Origin of the sequence: Bacillus sp. 2D03 (genome assembly GCF_003946765.1) — a bacterium.
In the GTDB taxonomy this organism is placed as follows: Bacteria; Bacillota; Bacilli; order Bacillales; family Bacillaceae_G; genus Bacillus_A; species Bacillus_A cereus.
In genome coordinates this window covers 230,811-250,859 of record NZ_RPSJ01000002.1, presented here as the reverse complement: position 1 = coordinate 250,859, position 20,049 = coordinate 230,811, and the positions used below count along the sequence as shown (strand labels likewise).

Below are 20,049 nucleotides of genomic sequence, written 5' to 3'. Positions count from 1 at the left end.
TAACCAATTGGATGAGTGTCTATAAGGATTCTCTTTTATTCAAAATAATGTACATATGTGTTCCGTTCATTATTTATAATATTGACCACAATTTATGTAATTTTGCATAATGTTACATAAATTTCGTATTTTCTCTTTTTTCCGACAGGAATAGACAGTATACTTTGTACAAGCTTTCTATTTCAAAAATTATACGAGGTGAAATAATGAAAAACAAAAAGACATTAACTAAGGTAGCATTAACAACAGGATTAGCTTTAACAGCTGTGGCACCATATGGCGTAGGTCATGCAGAGGAAACAGATCAACTACAAGTTCAAATTCAAGAGGAATCGTTCCGTTCGGGTGAACTTACACAGCCGTCACAAAAGGCACCAGAAAATGTAGTAAAGGATGCACTTAAGGAGAAAACAGAGCAAGCTCTGTCCCAAAAACAAGTCAATGGAGAAGCAGGGGTAGATTATAAAGTCCTTCAAAAACGTGGTTCGTATGATGGAACTACACTTGTGCGTATGCAGCAAACATACGAAGGAAAAGAAGTATATGGCCATCAATTAACTGCACACGTAGATAATAAGGGTGTTATTAAAAGTGTTTCAGGTGATAGCGCGCAAAATTTAAAACAAGAAGAATTGAAAAAACCTATTAATCTATCAAAAGATGAAGCAAAACAATTTATTTATACGAAGTACGGGAACGATATCAAGTTTATTTCTGAGCCAGAAGTTAAAGAGGTTATTTTTGTTGATGAAAATAATGGACAAGCTAAAAATGCATACCAAGTTACCTTTGAAGCTGCAACACCAACCTATGTTTCTGGTACTTATTTAATAAATGCACAAAATGGTGATATGTTAAAAAATATGGTACAAGAATCTAACTTAAAAGCCAGTGACAAACTAGTTGGAGCTTTAAAGAAAAGTAAACAAAGCAGTCTTACATCATTAACTGGAACAGGAAAAGATGATTTAGGTATTTCTCGTTCATTTGGTATCTCTAAACAAAGTAATGGCAAATATGCTCTTGCTGATTATACAAGAGGGCAAGGCATTGAAACATATGATGTGAATTACAGAGATATTACTAAAGAAGAAAGCTATTATCCTGGTACATTAGCGACTAGTACTTCGGCAACATTTAACGATCCAAAAGCAGTAAGCGCTCATTACTTAGCAACAAAAGTATTTGATTTTTATAAAGATAAATACAAGCGTAATAGCTTTGATAATAAGGGACAAAAAGTAGTTTCAGTTGTACACGCTTGGGATTCTGAAGAGACGAATGATCCGAAAAATTGGCAGAATGCATTAAGTGCTAATAATGGAAGTATGCTTGTATATGGCGATCCTATTGTTAAAGCATATGACGTAGCTGGACATGAATTTACACATGCTGTTACTTCTAGCGAATCTAATCTTGAATATTACGGGGAATCCGGTGCGATTAATGAGGCATTATCTGATATTATGGGAACATCTATTGAGAAATACGTAAATAATGGAAACTTTAACTGGACAATGGGAGAACAAACAGGATCTGTTTTCCGTGATATGGAAAACCCAGCTTCTGTTCCATCTTCACTAGGAGTACCTTATCCAGATGATTACAGTGAATTTAACGATTTTAATGGATGGGATCAAGGCGGTGTTCATTTTAATTCAAGTATTATTAATAAAGTTGCGTATCTCATTGCAAAAGGCGGAACTCATAACGGAGTAACTGTTAAAGGAATTGGTGAAGATAAAATGTTTGATATTTTCTATTATGCAAATACAGATGAGTTAAACATGACTTCTAATTTCAAAGAATTGAGATCAGCATGTATTCGAGTGGCAACTAATAAATATGGTGCGAATACAGCTGAAGTTCAAGCAGTTCAAAAAGCATTTGATGCAGCAAAAATTAAGTAATTTAGAAATATATTTCTCATTCATATATTAATACATTATGAAAAACAGCTAATGTCATTTTAAGGATATTAGCTGTTTTTTTCATAGCAATGTATTATTGAAAATAAACTGACTAAGCAATAATGAGGCGTTTTCTCTTTAAGAAGTAGTGACAAATCAATAAGGTTTAAAGTGTATAAAAACAGAAAATTAATAATATATTGACCTCTTGATAGAAAGTCTATAAAATGAAAGCGATAACAAACGATTGCTTTAAAATGATTTCCCTGATCTTTTAGTATTTACAAATATATGAAGGCATAAACAAATCTATTTTTTTAATCATTAATGCAAACGCTTTCGTATTAAAAGGTCATTGAAATACATACGTGAAAATAGCCAATATGGAGGTGAAGTTAAAGAGATTTCTAGATAAATTTAAGCAGTTTTATTCAGTGAAAGCATAATAAATCGTTAGTAATATTTGAAGAAAGGGTGTATGTGGTGCAAATTACAAAAAGATTAATTAATAAAACAGTTTTATTACTTACTTTAATCGTTATGTTATCATCTGTTTTCTCCTTTCAGAGTGTGAAGGCAGTTTCAAATTCTAAAACAACTGAAATTATCATTCATTACAAAGAAAAGCTTGGAAATACAAAAGACTGGAATCTTTGGTTATGGGGAGAAAATGCAAATGGTACATCTTATGAATTTACTGGTGAAGATGAATTTGGAAAATACGCTAAGATAAAAATAGACGGTGACTATAATCGTGTAGGATTTATAGTTCGAACAAATGAATGGGAAAAAGATGGTGGGGATCGTTGGATTGAAAATATAAAGGACGGTCGTGCTGAAGTATGGATTCTTTCGGGTGATGAAAAAGTATATAACTCTAAGCCTTCATCGGATCTCTCAATTCAAAAAGCAACTATTGATAGTTTCAATGAAATTACTGTAACGACTAATGTCCCGTTTCATATTAAGGAAAAGAAAATTGAAATTGAAGGCATTAAAATTAAAAATATTACTCCTTATGATACAAACAGTGGAGATATTACTAATAAGGTTAAAATAATTACGGAACAGAAAATTGATTTAAAACAAACATACAAAGTTAAAATTGAAAACTTAGCTGATACGAATACTGAAATTGGTAAAGTCATTCGTAGCGAAGAATTTGATAATTTATTTTATTATGGTGGCAACGATTTAGGAAATACATATACTCCGCAACATACAAAGTTCCGTTTATGGGCTCCTACTGCAAGCGAAGCGAAGTTAGTTACATATAAAAACTGGAACGATAAAATAGGTGCTGAAATAAACATGCAACAAGGTGAAAAGGGAACTTGGACAGCAGAACTAAAGGGGAACCAAAAAGGGCTCTTTTATACGTATAAGGTCAAAATTGGTGATAAGTGGACTGAAGCGGTTGATCCATATGTGCGTGCTGCTTCTGTAAATGGGGATAAAGGTGCAGTCGTTAATTTAGAAGAAACAAATCCGAAAAAATGGAAAGCAAACAAAAAGCCAAAATTTAAAAATCCGGAAGATGCTATTATTTATGAGTTACATGTACGCGATCTTTCCATTCAACCTGAAAGTGGTATTAAACAGAAAGGGAAGTATTTAGGTGTAACAGAAAAAGGAACAAAAGGGCCAGGAGGTGTAAAAACAGGACTTGATCATATAAAGGACCTTGGTGTTACTCACGTTCAGTTTTTACCGATATTTGATTATGCTTCAGTAAATGAAGAGACTTTAAATGAACCGCAATATAACTGGGGATATGATCCTAAAAATTTCAACGTTCCAGAAGGCTCCTATTCTACAAATCCTTATGAGCCGACTGTGCGAATAACTGAATTAAAGCAAATGGTTCAAACACTACATGGTAATAATCTTCGAGTAGTGATGGATGTAGTATATAACCATATGTATAATGCTGCTGAATCTAATTTTCATAAGTTAGTTCCAGGTTATTATTATCGTTACAATGAAGATGGAACATTTGCAAATGGAACTGGAGTAGGAAATGATACTGCTTCAGAAAGAAAAATGATGAGGAAATTTATGATAGATTCCGTCACATATTGGGCAAAAGAATACAATTTAGATGGATTCCGTTTTGATTTAATGGGTATTCATGATTATGAAACGATGAATGAAATACGTAAAGCTGTTAATCAAATTGACCCTTCTATTATACTACACGGAGAAGGATGGGATTTAAATACACCTCTTGCAGCTGAGCTGAAAGCAAATCAAAAAAATGCAGAGAAAATGAAAGGGATTGCTCATTTTAACGATAATATACGTGATGGGTTGAAAGGTAGTGTATTTGAGGAAAAAGAAAATGGCTTTATAAATGGAAAGGAAAACATGGAAAATCGTATTAAAAAAGGTATTACGGCAGGTATTGACTATGATACAAATTCGTCTACCTATCAAGATCCGGAACAGGTATTAACTTATGTGGAAGCACATGACAATCATACATTATGGGATAAACTTGAGTTAACTAATCCAGGTGACAGCGATGAAGCGCGAACACAAATGCACAAATTGTCTTCTTCGATTTTATTAACATCACAAGGAATTCCATTTTTACATGCAGGGCAAGAGTTTATGCGGACGAAATACGGTGATCATAATAGTTACAAATCTCCAGACTCAATTAACCAGATGGATTGGCTGCGCCGTGCAACGTTTAATAATGAAGTAGATTATATGAAGGGTTTAATAGAATTACGCAAAAAGTACTCAGCTTTTCGAATGACATCTGCAGAGCAAATAAAAACACACGTATCATTTATTGATGCTCCGAAAAATACTGTAGCTTATACAATAGAGGGGAATAAAAATGAATACTTTACAGTGGCTCACAATGCAAATAGAGAAGCTGTTGAAATAACACTTCCATCGAAAGGGCCTTGGAAAGTACTAGTAGACAGCAAGCAGGCGGGAAGTAAACCACTTTATGTTGTCCATGACAATAAAATTAAAGTTCCTGCATTAAGTTCATTTGTCTTAAAAACAGAGAAACCGATTAAATAAATGCGAAGAATGTGGAAATAAATACTGTATTGAGCAAATTTAACAAGGATTGCAAATGAAAAAAGCGAAGTGAAGATTATTCTCACTTCGCTTTTAAAGTTAATGTAATATAATTTCACATACTGTAATTATATTACAATTTAATAAAAGAAATAAGCAATAGATTATTTCTTTTATGGCAGTAGGAGAAGAAGATATCTTTGAGTTTATTTATAAAATTATCTGAAATACATTCGTAATTCAGATAATGTTTATTATATATTCGAACATATAACGAACTAGATGTTCGAGTTGTATTAATTCCTACAAATCGTTTAAAAATAACAAAGGCGTAAAAAGTATATGGAATTAAAATAGAGAAAAGACACCATTCAAGGTGTCTTTTCTCTATTTTGAATATGAAATGTAAGTAACTCGATTGTATGTAATAGTATGTGATATTTTCACACTAACTGATTAAGAAAAATTTAAAACTCTTTTCTTAATCTATTTGTAATAAATTACATCATAAAATTTTATCGATATAATAAATAAAACTTTCTCAACATTATTTGATTTAATAACTATATTCAACCGCTCTCCAATCCATTACAATAATTTCACATTGGAAATACATGAATATTCTCAATGTTATAAATGGTTTATACCTTATAGGATTACTATGGGAAAGGATGTGAAATATCCAAAAAAAAATCATTTTTTATGATGAAATAAAAAATTTTAATGAAGAAAAAGTTATTTCATTATTTTCAAGTTTCGTTAAAGTGCATGTATTTATAATCACTATGAGACAAGGAGCAGAATCTAAAAAAAATTTTGTAGATTAGAAAATTGCATTTCAAAAATAAGTTAAACGTTTATGGAGGGTTATATGAGCGAGAAAATTTATTACTGGTCTCCGATTAAGCATTGGGAGAAGTTGCATAATGAAGTTTTAATCGGGGAAATGAGATTTACAGGTATTCTGTCTGAGTGGTTTCCTGATTTTTATTTTATGGCTCAAAAAGGTGTGAAAATCAGTGAACTAGTAGAGCGCTTTTCATTAGGAAATGTAGAAGAGACACACAAAAACATAGAGCTCATGATAAAAAATCGTGTGTTAGTAAGTAACATATTACACCCAAGAGAAGTATTTTCTTCACAAGAAAAGATTTTTTCAAATCTATATAGCAACCAGATTCGCTTTTCTAAAGAAAAGTTAGATAAGTATATGAGTGAACAATTAAATCGCACGCACGTTGCTGCACGGTCGACCGAAATTCAACTTGAAACAACAAATGAGCTACCTACTATAATCAAGGAACGTAGATCTTGTCGTCAATTTGATATGGAAAAACATATTAGTTTTTCGGAATTTTCCCGATTCTTATCAACTCTAAAACAGGTTAGGGAAGAAAAAATATACTATCATTACGCAAGTGCAGGCGGGCTCTATCCCATTGATATCTTTGTTTATGTAAAACCAAAACGTATAGAGGGTATGAAAGCTGGATTTTATTATTATAACCCATCAAAAAATAGTCTTGTGATTGTAAATAGCATTGATCAAGTAATCAAAAGTGATCATGAGTTAATTAATCAGGATTTATTTACTCAATCTGCCTTCTCAGTTTATTTGGTTTATAATGCGAACGCTTCCATCCCGAAATACGGTTCAGATGGATATTTATTTGCTTGTATTGAGTCAGGCATTATCACTGCTACCTTAAATATGGTTGCTGAGACATTAAATTTAGGGGTTTGTTCAGTTGGTCATATGAAATTTGAAGATATTCAGCAATTTTTATGTTTGGATAATCATCAAGTGTTTCTCCATGGGCTTGAAGTTGGCTTAAAAATTAACGAGTAGAAGAAATGAATATTAGGGGGATAAAGATAAAAATGCACATTAAAGATCGAAGTTCGATTCATGAAAGTAAAGAAGTAGAAGCGTTTTGGAAGGAGCAATTATCTTCCGAGATTCTCGATTTTTCTGTATTTAAATTTAATAGCGATTACCAACTAAATAAAGAAATACCTTGTGAGTACGTTCAAGTCATAGTGAATGTAGAATTTAGTAAAAGTATACAAAAAATAAGTAAGTCTCAAGATTTATTATTATTTAGCTGGTTTCAAGCCGCTTTAAGGGTTTGTTTGGCACATTATACAGATCAAGAAAGAATTACTATTGGTATTCCTATAATTGAAAAGAATCTTGAACAAAGTGAGAATCTTAATAAGTTGATTCCTTTAGGAAGTGAAATCCATCCGCATCACACCTTTAAACAATTAGTAAATGAGATTGAACAAACGACTTTAATCGGGTATGAAAATCAGGAGTATCCGCTCTCTGAATTATTAGTTAAACACAATTTAACTCCTTTTCAAATTGTAATCGGGATGGAAGGATTACATAATGAAAATTCGCTAGAAGAATACGCAGAGAATAATTTAGTCCTATGGATACGAAGAAAATGGAATGAAATACATAATGAATTTGAATTTCAAATTTCTTGCAAGTCCCGTTCATTCTCTTCTTTGCAACAGTTTGCCAATTCGTATTGTTATGTTTTAAAGCAAGTTTCACAAAATCCGAATTTGGCATTGAAAGATATTTGTATTATTGCAGAAGAAGAAAAAGAGTTGTTAGAAGGATTGAATACTTTTCAAACGGGCATAGATTTGTTTCAATCATTTCAAGATTTGTTTGAAGCGCAAGTATTAAAAACTCCAGATCAAATTGCTGTTGTTTGTAATGATCAATCTTTGACATATAGAGAATTGAATAAGAAAGCGAATCAATTGGCTTCTATTCTTCAAAGTAAAGGTGTTTCAAAAGAAAGTATTATTGGCGTTATGGTAGATCGGTCATTAGAAATGATTATTGGTATGATGGGGATTTTAAAAGCAGGAGCAGCGTATTTACCAATCGACCCTAACTACCCAACTGAACGAATTGAATATATGTTACAAGATAGTCAAGCAAAATATTTACTTAGTAAGCGAACAGAGGAAGTATTGCCGCAATTTGCGGGTGAAGTACTGTATCTTGATAAAGAATATCTTTTCCAAGATGAAGAAAGTAATTTAGTACGAGAACATAATCCTAATGATTTGGCTTATGTTATTTACACATCAGGATCGACAGGAAATCCAAAAGGGGTAATGATCGAACAAAAATCGCTAGTTCATTTTTTAAATGTAATGAGAGAAAAAGTAAAGGCTAATCAATCATTCTTGTTTCTTGCTAGTGTATCTTTTGATATTTCCTTGTTAGAAATATGTCTTCCTTTAACGCAAGGTTCAAAAGTAGTAATTGCTACAGAGGACCAGTTTGCAACAAAAGAATTGGCTCTTTTAGTCAAAAAACATAAGGTGGATTTATGGGAATCAACGCCATCGCGAATGGAAGTGATTTTGAGTGATCCAGAAGGGGCAAATTTTCTAAAAGATTTAAAATCTATTTTATTAGCAGGAGAATCATTTTCCATTGATTTAGTTGAAAAAATTCGTTGTATCAGTGAAGCAACAATTTTAAATATTTATGGTCCCACAGAAACAACCATTTGCGCAACAGTAAAAGACTTGAGCACTTCCAAAGAAGTTACGATTGGCAAACCTAACCCGAATTATCATTCCTATATATTGAATAAGTATGGCCAATTAAAACCATTTGGAATTCCCGGTGAACTCTGCATTGCTGGCGTAGCGGTAGCACGAGGGTATCTTGGTAAAAATAAACTGACAGATGAAAAGTTTGTACCGAGTCCTTTTGCGGCAGGGGAAATGATGTATCATACAGGTGATCTCGTTCGTTGGTTGCCTAATGGAGAACTTGAATATTTAGGTCGAATGGATCATCAAGTGAAAATTCGGGGGTATCGGATTGAATTAAGAGAAATCGAAACTCGATTAAGGGAATATCCAGAAATAAACCAGGCTATCGTTGTTGATCAAGTGTATGGAAATAGGAAATTATTAGCTGCCTACTATGTATCGGATAACAAGGTGTCTTTTGGTGAAATCAGAAAATATTTAAGTGATAAACTACCTGAGTTTATGATTCCTGAAAAAATGATTCAGGTAGAAGAGATTCCATTGAATCCAAATGGAAAAGTAGATAGAAAAAGATTGTTGGATATAACACAAACGGATTATGTATCAATTCCATACGTTGCTCCGCGCAATGAAATTGAACAAAAATTAGTGCGTGCATGGGAAAAAGTTATGGAGATTGAGGGAATCGGTATTCATGATAATTTTTTTGCATTAAAAGGAGAATCTATTAAAGCACTTCAGGTAATTAATTTATTAAGAAAAGACGGCTTAAAAATAAGTACAACAGATTTTTTTAAGCACCCCACAATCGCTCAATTGAGTTCTTGTGTAAAGTTAGAGCATAAAGAGGAAAACCTTGAAAGTAGACCAACTCATGTTAAAGATTTGTCTAAGCCATTTTCCTTAACAGAAGTTCAGACAGCGTATATGATAGGACGGAATTCACAGTTTGAATTAAGCGGTATTTCACCTCAAACATATTTTGAATATGAAACAGCATTGGATATCAATCGTCTTTCAAAAAGTTTTCAAAAGGTAATTCATCGTCATCCAATGTTGCGAGCTGTAATTTTACCAGAGGGAAAACAGCAAATATTACAAAGCGTTCCTGATTACGAGATTGAAATAGTGAGTCTCATAGATTTAGATGATAGGAATCAAAATGCTCGCTTACAAGAAGAGCGTTCTCGAATGACTAACCATGTATTCCCTTTGGGGCAATGGCCTTTGTTTGAATTGAAAGCTTTTCTTTTAAAAGAAGACACGTATTTATTATGTTTTCGATACGATGCTTTATTAATGGACGGAGCAAGCATGAACATTGTTGGACAGGATTTGTTGCATTATTATTATAAACCAAATCAAAAATTAGAATCTTTATCTTTTGATTTTCAAGATTATATGTTTATCTATGATGAAATGGAACAAAGCGAAGAATATAAAACAGCAAAAGATTATTGGACAAGCAAGCTTCCTGACTTTCCTTTTGCACCTTCTTTGCTGTTAAAAAAGGATCCAGCAGAGATTGCTACTCCTAAATTCCAATCACTTACAAAAATCCTGGATAATAAAAAATGGACAAAGCTACGAAAGTTAGCACAAGAGAAAGAGGTAACGCCTTCCGCTCTACTTTGTACAATATATGGTGATGTGTTGGCATATTGGAGTAATCAACGTCGATTAGCAATTAACTTGACTGTATTTAACCGTTATCCTGTTCATGATGAAGTAGAACAGATTGTTGGAGATTTCACATCACTTATTTTATTGGATGTTGATGTAAAATCAGAGCAAACTTTCTTTACTAGAGTAAAAGAAACGCAAGCTACTTTATTAGATGGCCTTGAACATCGTCATTACGATGGAGTTAACTTTATTCGAGATTTTACTCGATATCATCAAATGACGCCAAAAGCAGTTATGCCAATCGTTTTCACCTCGATGTTAGCAGGTGCAGGTGCTTTCTCTTGGGAACAACTTGGTTCTCTTCGCTATATTCATGCTCGGACTCCACAAGTGTATTTGGATAATGTAGTAATTGAAAAAAATGGAGAGTTATTAATTAGCTGGAACTACGTTGAAGAGTTGTTTGATGTTGATGTAATAGAAGCAATGTTTTCCCAATTTGTTGACTTATTGGAACAATTGGTGAAACAAAGCGATATAACATCTTTGCAGATGAAAGAATCGGATCAAACTCTAATTAAGCAATACAATGAAACAATAGAAAAAATACCTTCAACTACCCTGTATCAATTATTTACAGACCAAGTAAAACGTACGCCGGATGAAGTAGCAGTGGTATTTGAACAAGAATGGTTAACATACTCGGAACTTCATAAACGTTCTAATCAAATTGCCCACTTCTTAAAAGAGCAAGGTATTGGTCTAGGTGACAAAGTGGGTCTTTTAGCAAAAAGGCGAGTTGACACAATTGTTAATATGTTAGGTATTTTAAAATCAGGTGCCGCTTATGTTCCGATTGATCCCGATCATCCTTTAGATCGCCAAACATATATTTTAAAAAATAGCTCATGCAAGCTTTTATTAGAACCTAGTCTTTATGAAGAAAATCATTTGTCATTTTATACAACAGAAGATATGCCCGCTATTGCTGGTTCAGAAGATATTGCCTATATTATATACACTTCAGGAAGTACAGGAAAACCAAAAGGAGTAATTATTACTCACCAAGCGGTTACAAATACTATTCAAGACATAAATCAAAAATATGAGGTGAATGAAGATGATCGTATTATTGGTATCTCTTCCATGTGTTTTGACCTATCTGTATACGATATTTTCGGAGCTTTAAGCACAGGTGCAATGTTAGTAATGATTCGTGATCCGAGAGACATGCAAGAATTAATCCGCACTGTTGAACGTAGAGGGATTACAATTTGGAATACAGTGCCTGCAATCATGGATTTGGCATTGGATCAAGTAGGTTCTCATTTTGAATATCCTTCTTTACGTTTAGTTTTACATAGTGGAGATTGGATTCCGCTTTCTTTACCAGAAAAAATAAAAAGACATTTTCCGATTGCAGAAGTAGTTTCACTAGGAGGGGCAACAGAAGCATCGATTTGGTCAATTTATTATCCGGTCAAACAGGTGGAATCACATTGGAATAGTATTCCATACGGGATGCCCTTGGCAAACCAAACGTATTATGTGTTGAACTATGAAAAGAAAATGTGCCCTGTTGGTGTAATTGGAGATTTATATATCGGGGGAGTGGGCCTTGCTAAAGGATATTTAAATGATGAAAAGAAAACAAATGAAGCGTTTGTGTCACATCCTGATTTTGGTCTTATATATAAAACAGGAGATTGTGGAAAAATGCATTCTGAGGGATATATTGAATTTTTAGGCCGCCAAGATTACCAAGTGAAAATTCAGGGATATCGAGTAGAGTTAGAAGAAATCTCTCATTGTCTTCTAACTTATAAACAAGTCGAACATGCTGTCGTAATTGATCAAACAGATGAGAACGGAATAAAATTTTTAGTTGCATATGTGGTAACTGAGCAAAATATTAGTACAACAGAACTACGAAAGCATTTGCGAGATCACTTGCCAGATTATATGATTCCTTCTTATTTTGTTTATTTGGAACAATTACCCCTGACTCCAAACGGGAAATTAGATAGAAAAGCGCTTCCTACTCCGGAGAAACAAAAAAATGAAGTATTTATTGCCCCAAAAACTGAAATGGAAAAAATATTAACTAGTATTTGGCAAGAAGTACTCAAAATAGATCAAGTTGGAGTAAATGATCATTTCTTCGCCTTAGGTGGAGATTCGATAAAAGCGATTCAAGTGTCCGTTAGACTGTATCGACAAGGATTCGAGCTTGAACCAAAAAATCTATTTTCATTTCCTATATTAAGGGACATGGTTCAATTTGTTAAAAAGCTAGACCAGTTTTCAAGTTCACAAACAAATGATGTAAATATAATGAACGATAATAAAGCTATATTACTAAATGTTAAAGATAAACAACTTAATCAACATACACTTACCAAAATACAAGAAAAAATGCCGGATATAAAAATAGAACGTATTTATCCGTTAGCACCTTTCCAGGAAGTTATTTATGAGCACGCTACGAATGAACCTGATACAAATGCATATTTTGAACAAACAATTTGGGCACTTGAGGGGGAGCTGGATATTAAACTCTTTATTCAGTGTTTCCAACAATTAGTTGATCGTCATGATTCTTTAAGAACAATAATTGTGCAAGATGAACAAGCAAAACCTTGGCAAGCTGTTCTATATGATGTTCAAATAAATTCAGAAATAAAAAACTTAATTGAGATGACGAAACAAGAACAGCAAGAATTCCTAGATCAGTGGATGAATGAAAATTTAAGTCAAGGATTTAAAAATGGTGAACTTATGACCCGTCTCTGTATATTCCAACTAGGTAATAACGAGCATAAGGTAATTTGGAGTTCCCATCATCTATTATGTGATGGTTGGAGCGTCAGCATTTTGATAGACGAATTATTCCAGCTCTACGAAAATACAAATGCGGGAACTACGGCGGAGTTACCTATGGTAAAACCTTTTGAAACATTCATAGATTGGACTTTGGCACAAGATCATGAGAAAGCACGTCATTTTTGGCGAGATTATTTATCAGGATACAATCAGAAAATTAGTATTCCTAAAAAGAAAGTCCCATCTAAAAGTGAAGGGTTAAACTTCACTTTTATGGATTTAACATTAGACAAGGATTTGACTAATCAGTTACAGACATTTGTAACTAAAAATAATATAACTATGAATACGGCATTACTAGCTGTATGGGGAATATTGCTTGGCAAATTTAACGGAACGAGAGAAGTAGTATTGCCTAATCTAGTATCAGTCAGACCTCCCGAAGTAGAAGGAATTGAAAATATGTTCGGTCTGTTCACAAATGTTTTGGCTATCCGATTAGCATGGACAGAAACGCAATCTTTTGTGGATTTTCTGCAAAAGGTACAACTAGAGACATTGAAATGTAATGAGTATGCATACTATTCATTTGTTGATATACAAAAGCAAAGTGAATTAAAAACTGAGTTGACTGACCATCTTTGGGTTTTTGAAAACTATCCAACTAATCCAGCAATCTTTTCTTCAAATGAGAACAGACATTTTGCTATCACGGATTACGAAGTTGTTGATGAGCCACATGTAAAGTATGGAATTATGTGCTTCCCTGAAGAAAAACTTACAATAAAGTTTGGATTTGATCAAACGGTATATGAAGCAGAGAAAATACAGGAAATATTAAATCACATCCATGGATTAATCAACATGATTCTTCAAAATCCAATACAAGCAATTGGTGATTACAAATTATAAAAAATGAAAAGGCGAGCAAGAACTCGCCTTTTTAAATAGAATAGGAGTAAATCAAATGACAAAAAACTTGCAGTTATCAGCCGAAGAGATGCGTCAGTTAGGATATCAAGCGGTTGACTTGATTGTTGATCATATGAATCATTTAAAAAGTAAACCAGTTTCAGAAACGATTGATAGTAATATTTTTAGAGAAAAGCTAATTGAAACGATTCCGGAAAACGGATCTAATCCAAAGGAATTACTTCATTTTCTTAATAACAATGTGTTTAATCAAATTACTCATGTGGATCATCCTCATTTTATGGCTTTTGTGCCAGGTCCTAATAATTATGTTAGTGTATTAGCAGATTTTTTAGCAAGTGGGTTTAATGTATTTCCTACAGCTTGGATAGTAGGTGCAGGTGCCGAACAAATTGAATTAACGACAATTAACTGGTTAAAATCAATGCTAGGATTCCCTGATTCAGCTGAAGGACTATTTGTCAGTGGTGGTTCCATGGCTAATTTGACTGCACTTACTGTAGCGAGACAGGTCAAGCTGAATAATGACATAGAAAATACGATTGTTTATTTTTCTAACCAAACTCATTTTTCTGTAGATCGAGCACTTAAAGTATTAGGTTTTAAACAGCATCAAATTTGCCGAATTGAGACAGATGAAGATTTAAAAATTTCAGTTAGTACTTTAAGAAAACAAATAAAAGAAGATCGATTAAAAGGGAAAAAACCATTCTGTGTTATTGCTAATGCAGGGACAACGAATTGCGGAGCGGTGGACTCCCTCGATGAATTGGCTGATGTATGTGGTGATGAAGATATATGGCTACACGTGGATGGAGCTTATGGGGCTGCAGCAATTCTCAGTGAAAAAGGAAGGGAGTTATTAAGTGGAATTCATCGTGCCGATTCTTTAACGTTAGACCCGCATAAATGGCTTTTTCAGCCTTATGATGTTGGTTGTGTACTTATTCGAAATAGCCAATATTTAAGTGAAACATTCCGTATGATCCCAGAGTATATTAAGGATACAGAAACTAATATAGAAGAAAAAGTGAATTTTGGGGAGCGTGGAATTGAACTTTCTCGTAGATTTAGAGCATTAAAGGTATGGCTTTCTTTTAAAGCATTCGGAGTTACAGCTTTTCGTGAGGCAATTGATCATGGCATTATGCTAGCTGAACAAGTTGAAGAGTTTTTAAGGAAAGAAAAAGATTGGGAAGTAGTAACACCTGCCCAATTAGGAATTGTTACTTTTCGTTATATTCCATGTGAGCTAACATCTACAGATACAATTCATGAAATAAACAAAAAATTGGTGGAAGAAATTAATCAAAGAGGATTTGCTATGCTAAGTACGACTAAATTAAAAGAAAAAGTAGTAATTCGACTTTGCTCTATCAACCCAAGAACAACAAAAGAAGAAATACTTCAAATCATGATGAACATAAAAGCATTAGCAGAAGAAATAAACACATCGCCTAAACATCTTATATCTGTTTCTCAACCTTGATATATTAGGCGGATTTTACATATTAATAGCCGATTCTTATTTAGAATCGGCTATTATATTTAAACGATAAATACATATATACTATTTATAAGTGTTTCTCTTGTAATGGGATTAAGCCTCAACCTTGGATACTCGTTTGAAACCAGTCTTTATTGCTTGTACTATTTCGTTCACAGCATAAATAGATACATCGGCATTTGGATTTAACCCTTCAAACCAGTGATAGGCATTTGGATATAAATGAAACTCCACATCAACACCAGCTTGTGCTAGTTTGCTTACATAGGTTAATGTTTCGCTGCGGAATGGATCTAATTGACCAACAAATGTGTAAGTATACGGTAAGTCACTATAATCCTCAGCTCGAGAAGGTGCTGCATAGGCAGGGATTTGATCCGTTCCATACATTTCTCCTAAATACATTTTCCAACCAGCTTCATTTGCCTTTTGGTTCCAAACAAATCCCTCTTTAATTTCATTCGCTGAAGGTGTATCATTTCTGTCATCAATCATTGGATATAGTGGCATTTGTAAACAAATTGAAGGATATTTTCGATCTCGGGCTAATAATGATAATGCTGCTGTTAGTCCACCGCCAGCGCTTACTCCTGCAACCCCAATTCGATTCGAATCAATGTTTAATGACTTTGCATTATCAGCAATCCATTTTAAAGCTGAATAACAATCCTCAATTGGTGCTGGGTAAGGGTGTTCAGGTGCTAAGCGGTAGTCTACAGACACGACCACACAGCTAGCTTCTTTTGCAAACCTCATACAAGTATCATCGTTATCATCTATAGACCCTAAGATATAACCTCCACCATGTATCCATAATAAGACAGGTAAAGATTCATGATTTGATTTTGGACGATAAATTCGTAATGGTAACGGATTATCATCAGGCCCAACAATGACTTTATCTGTTAAAGAAAGGGAGTCATCAACAACGGTAGGTGGTCTCATTTGAGCTATTCCTTCTCTGATTGATTGCAAATTTTCTGGGCGTAAATCGAGATCCGGAAACATCTCTAACCCTTGTAATAATTCTGGATTTACTCTAGTTTTCATTTTAGCACCTCTATTTGTAATTGTTTTCAAATAAATGAAGTGTATTCTAAGTAGTTTAATTGTGAAAGAACACCACAATTAAATTGTAAATTGGATATGTTATAACGGTCAACAGAATATTCGGAAATTAAAGCCTTTCTCAAGAAGGAGTTTCATGCAATTAATAATACAAGTAGCGGATTTAAGAGCAAAGTGTTTTAATGTCGTTGTAATTATGTACATTAGAAAAATTTATTTTCTAGACTCATGAAGAATTATGAAAAGCAAAATTTTATAGATAGTTACCTTAAAAATAAACAAAAAGAGAAGAACTAACCAATGTTCTTCTCTCTTTTTCATATGTAATTAGGGTATCCATAAATGTAAATAAGGATGGTATAGATTAATGGATGAATAATTTATTTTTAAATAAATAACGTAATAAATAAATATTTTTGTATGTAATATTGCATATACAGGGACCACTGGTGAAAATGCTGAGCAATGTTTTTCCATATGGTAAATTAGTTCTTTAGTTATTTACTTTATTTCATTTTCAATCGTGTAAGGCTTGGGGCTAAGATTTACAAAGGTGACTAGTAAAAAATATAACAATATAAGTATAAGATTTTGTACTTAGTAATCTCGCGATTTAAGGCATGGCATTGGATAAGTGCGGGGCGTTCAATCGATTTTGAATAAAATTGATAGTATCAGTTGCAATTTTTTTACGTTTAAGAACGATCCCGGCATGCCCGCATGTATAAATATATCGTGTAGGTTTTTCCCAAGCTTCCCACAAGTAGTCTGTATCCTCAGAATGCACATATAGATCGTGCTTACCTGAAATTAATAAAATATTTTCTTTTTGTACTTTTGGTAATGCTTGACTCGGTTCAGTGATTTTCCAATAATCTATTAAATCATCATACGTAACACCATGATGTTCCAAGTCTTCTCTAATAAATTTACCTGGAGTTGTATTCCAAATAGAATAAGAAAGTCGATTTGCATAGAAAATGGATGCTAACACATCAATCTCTTCTTCAACAAGAGAGGTTAAGTTAGTAATAAATCCGCCTAAACTAATTCCTATTAGAATCAGGGTCCCCTTTTTATTTGCTTTAATCCATTTAATCAAAGCTCGTAAATCAGCTACCGCTTGTCTAGTTGCTTGTAATGTTCGTTCAATATTTGCACTTACCATATACTCTCCACTGAATAAGGATTGATCGGGTTTTCTTTCAAAATGATAGGGTAGAGTGAAATAATACATATTCCACTTCAGGCTGGTCATATGATCGTGGAATATTTTTTTCACACGTTCGTTAGAATCCATTCTCCAACCGTGAACAAAGATAACATGAGGTGCATTTTCATTTTTATGTAAGAATAATTCCCCAGTTACAGAGTCGTTGTGTGAATCACCGGATTGAACCGAACTTTTATAGTTGAATTGCCCAACCATGTATTCATTTTCCTGCTTTGAATGCTTAATGTCAAAATGAAAATGTGATGGTTTTACTTTATAAAAAGATTCTATGTTCTTTATATTTAATGAAGTGTTAGAAAGGGAAGTAAACTGAAACGCTACACTTCTTTTTTTGTGTAAATCATATAAGGCGTACCGATCAATGAGTTTTGAAAAAATCAAATTAACCTCCTCCAAAATACATATTGTTTAAAACATAGACAAAATTTATGTTTTAAATTAATTGGGAAATATTCTCTTTTCCTAATAGTAGGTGCTTGAATTATAAAAATAGGTGATAAATTTGTATATTATATTATAAATCTTGCAATAAAATAAAACTATAAATAATTTATATTAAAATTTAAGAAGAATGTTAACTTGTTTCTTTTCTTATTAAAAGATGTAATTTCTATGAGGAACTTAACAATTCCCATCTAGATATTCACAAATAGCTTCTCTATATTTATTGTATAGAAATTATACAATAAATATATTTTTTATATTATATACATTAAATTAAGCTTAACCTCTCTTTTCTATAAATCTCTTAAATTGACTAACTCCTTACCAATATTCAAAAACGACTGCATTTTTGAATTTGTGTTCTAGTTTTTCTTGAACAGGTAAATGAATAACTACACATAAACTCCTTATATCTCTAGTTAAACTACCGATTAGCTCCATATAAACTCTAGATAACCTATATAGAATACAAGTTATCAAGGAGGTAAGAAAAATGAATTTTATGAAACGAGCGATTCTCAGTATGAAAAAAAGGATAGGAACATCATTAATTTTGATGGCAGTTTTTCTGATTGTTACAAATTTGGTTCTTTCAGGTTTCACAATCCAAAATGCATCAAAAAAAGCAGAGGATGCTGCAAGAAAAAAACTTGGTGCAGATGTTACTTTAGGTCTTGATTTCGACAAAATAGGTCAAAAAGCTAAGGAAACTGGAGAAATGCCAAATCCGCCGCAGCTCGATGCAAAAGAAACAGATCAATTAGCGAAGTCCAAGTATGTAAAAGATTATAATTACATAGCTAACACTTTCGGTATTTCTGATGGGCTTAAACTAGTAGGAGCTTCAGAAGGAGAAGAAGAAGGAAAAGGTAAAGTGGGAATGACGGCTGCGCGAGGCGGTTCAAGCTCTGGTACAGAAATAGATATGAATGCTTCTTTTATGATTGAGGGAGTTCGCAAGACTGCATTACAAGAAAGCTTTAAAAACGGAAAAAGTAAAATCATTGATGGAAAACCAATAACAGAGCAAATGAAGGATCAGAATGTAGCTTTAATGGAAAAACGATTAGCGGAATTAAACAATTTGAAATTAGGAGACAAAGTTAAAGTGCAATCAGGGGATAAGAAGGAAACCCTTGAAGTTGAAATTATCGGTATTTACGAAACAAATGAGCAAGCAATGGGTCAACAGGCTCCTCCTATTATGGATCCAGCTAATAAACTATATATGCCGCATTCAACTATGAAAAAATTAGAAGTAGACCAAGGTATAAATAGTGTTCAAGTCGTGTATTTCTTGAATGATCCACAATATATTGATGCATTTAAAAAAGAAGCAAAAAAATCTAATATTGATTTTAATTATTATAAATTAGATGCGCATGATTCATTGTACAAGCAAATGATTGGTCCTATCGAAAATATCTCTTCGACTTCTCAAATGATTATTTATATTGTATCGATTGCAGGTGCGATTATTTTAGGATTAATTATTATGCTATCAATTAAAGGACGTCGTAAGGAAATGGGGATTCTATTGTCCATTGGAGAGAAAAAGTGGAAACTGATGGCACAGTTCGTAGTAGAAGTAGTATGTGTCGCTATTTTAGCATTTGGATTATCTATAACAACAGGAGCTAAAGTTTCTCAATATATCGGGGATAATTTACTTTCGAATGAAATTGCTACTGCAAGCGAAGAAACAGATACCTCGCAACATGGTACTGTAATGATGGCTGGACCTGGTGGTACTCTACAAAATCAAAAAGAAGATCCAATTGATAAAATTGATGTAAGTGTAACAGGAGAAGATGTAGGGAAAATGGGTGGAATTGGACTAGCTATTGCTATAATAGCAACGCTTCTTCCGGCATTATCTATTCTACGTTTAAACCCAAAACAAATTCTTTTAAAAGATGAATGAG

The 20,049-nt window shown here is 33.1% G+C and carries 8 protein-coding genes; 6 read left to right on the top strand and 2 right to left on the bottom strand.

Going from position 1 to position 20,049, the window contains the following annotated elements:
- Nucleotides 1–206 precede the first annotated feature (206 nt).
- The 5 genes from EBQ15_RS06240 (at nt 207) to EBQ15_RS06220 (ending at nt 15,360) form a co-directional block, all read left to right on the top strand.
- The gene (locus tag EBQ15_RS06240; RefSeq protein ID WP_000791444.1) at nt 207–1,910 is read left to right on the top strand and encodes a M4 family metallopeptidase; all 1,704 of its coding nucleotides are present in this window, start codon (nt 207–209) and stop codon (nt 1,908–1,910) included.
- 483 nt (nt 1,911–2,393) lie between these two features.
- Complete coding sequence (pulA, locus tag EBQ15_RS06235) at nt 2,394–4,952, top strand: type I pullulanase (RefSeq protein WP_001167512.1); 2,559 nt, start codon at nt 2,394–2,396, stop codon at nt 4,950–4,952.
- A gap of 871 nt (nt 4,953–5,823) precedes the next feature.
- Nucleotides 5,824–6,801, top strand: a complete 978-nt coding sequence (locus EBQ15_RS06230) for a SagB/ThcOx family dehydrogenase (RefSeq protein ID WP_033682839.1) — start codon at nt 5,824–5,826, stop codon at nt 6,799–6,801.
- 32 nt (nt 6,802–6,833) lie between these two features.
- The gene (locus EBQ15_RS06225; protein ID WP_000547631.1) at nt 6,834–13,850 is read left to right on the top strand and encodes a non-ribosomal peptide synthetase; all 7,017 of its coding nucleotides are present in this window, start codon (nt 6,834–6,836) and stop codon (nt 13,848–13,850) included.
- 55 nt (nt 13,851–13,905) lie between these two features.
- Nucleotides 13,906–15,360, top strand: coding sequence for a pyridoxal phosphate-dependent decarboxylase family protein (locus EBQ15_RS06220; RefSeq protein WP_000164822.1), 1,455 nt, complete (start codon nt 13,906–13,908; stop codon nt 15,358–15,360).
- Between the two features lie 111 nt (nt 15,361–15,471).
- On the opposite strand, the gene EBQ15_RS06215 is transcribed toward EBQ15_RS06220, so the two are convergent.
- Together EBQ15_RS06215 and EBQ15_RS06210 are read right to left on the bottom strand one after the other, a co-directional pair.
- Entirely contained in the window at nt 15,472–16,428 is a 957-nt protein-coding gene (locus EBQ15_RS06215) for an alpha/beta hydrolase (RefSeq protein WP_000857943.1), read from the bottom strand.
- Between the two features lie 631 nt (nt 16,429–17,059).
- A complete protein-coding gene (locus EBQ15_RS06210; RefSeq protein WP_000577704.1) occupies nt 17,060–18,061 on the bottom strand; it encodes an alpha/beta hydrolase in 1,002 nt (333 codons plus the stop codon).
- 556 nt (nt 18,062–18,617) lie between these two features.
- On the opposite strand from EBQ15_RS06210, the gene EBQ15_RS06205 reads away from it, so the two are divergent.
- Nucleotides 18,618–20,048 (top strand): ABC transporter permease, encoded by a 1,431-nt coding sequence (locus tag EBQ15_RS06205; RefSeq protein WP_001010231.1) that lies wholly within the window; start codon nt 18,618–18,620, stop codon nt 20,046–20,048.
- The last annotated feature ends 1 nt before the right edge of the window (nt 20,049 follow it).

Coding starts and splice junctions, on each gene's coding strand:
- EBQ15_RS06240 (WP_000791444.1), top strand. CDS start 207: ATGAAAAACAAAAAGACATTAACTAAGGTAGCATTAACAACAGGATTA.
- EBQ15_RS06230 (WP_033682839.1), top strand. CDS start 5,824: ATGAGCGAGAAAATTTATTACTGGTCTCCGATTAAGCATTGGGAGAAG.
- EBQ15_RS06225 (WP_000547631.1), top strand. CDS start 6,834: ATGCACATTAAAGATCGAAGTTCGATTCATGAAAGTAAAGAAGTAGAA.
- EBQ15_RS06220 (WP_000164822.1), top strand. CDS start 13,906: ATGACAAAAAACTTGCAGTTATCAGCCGAAGAGATGCGTCAGTTAGGA.
- EBQ15_RS06215 (WP_000857943.1), bottom strand. CDS start 16,428: ATGAAAACTAGAGTAAATCCAGAATTATTACAAGGGTTAGAGATGTTT.
- EBQ15_RS06205 (WP_001010231.1), top strand. CDS start 18,618: ATGAATTTTATGAAACGAGCGATTCTCAGTATGAAAAAAAGGATAGGA.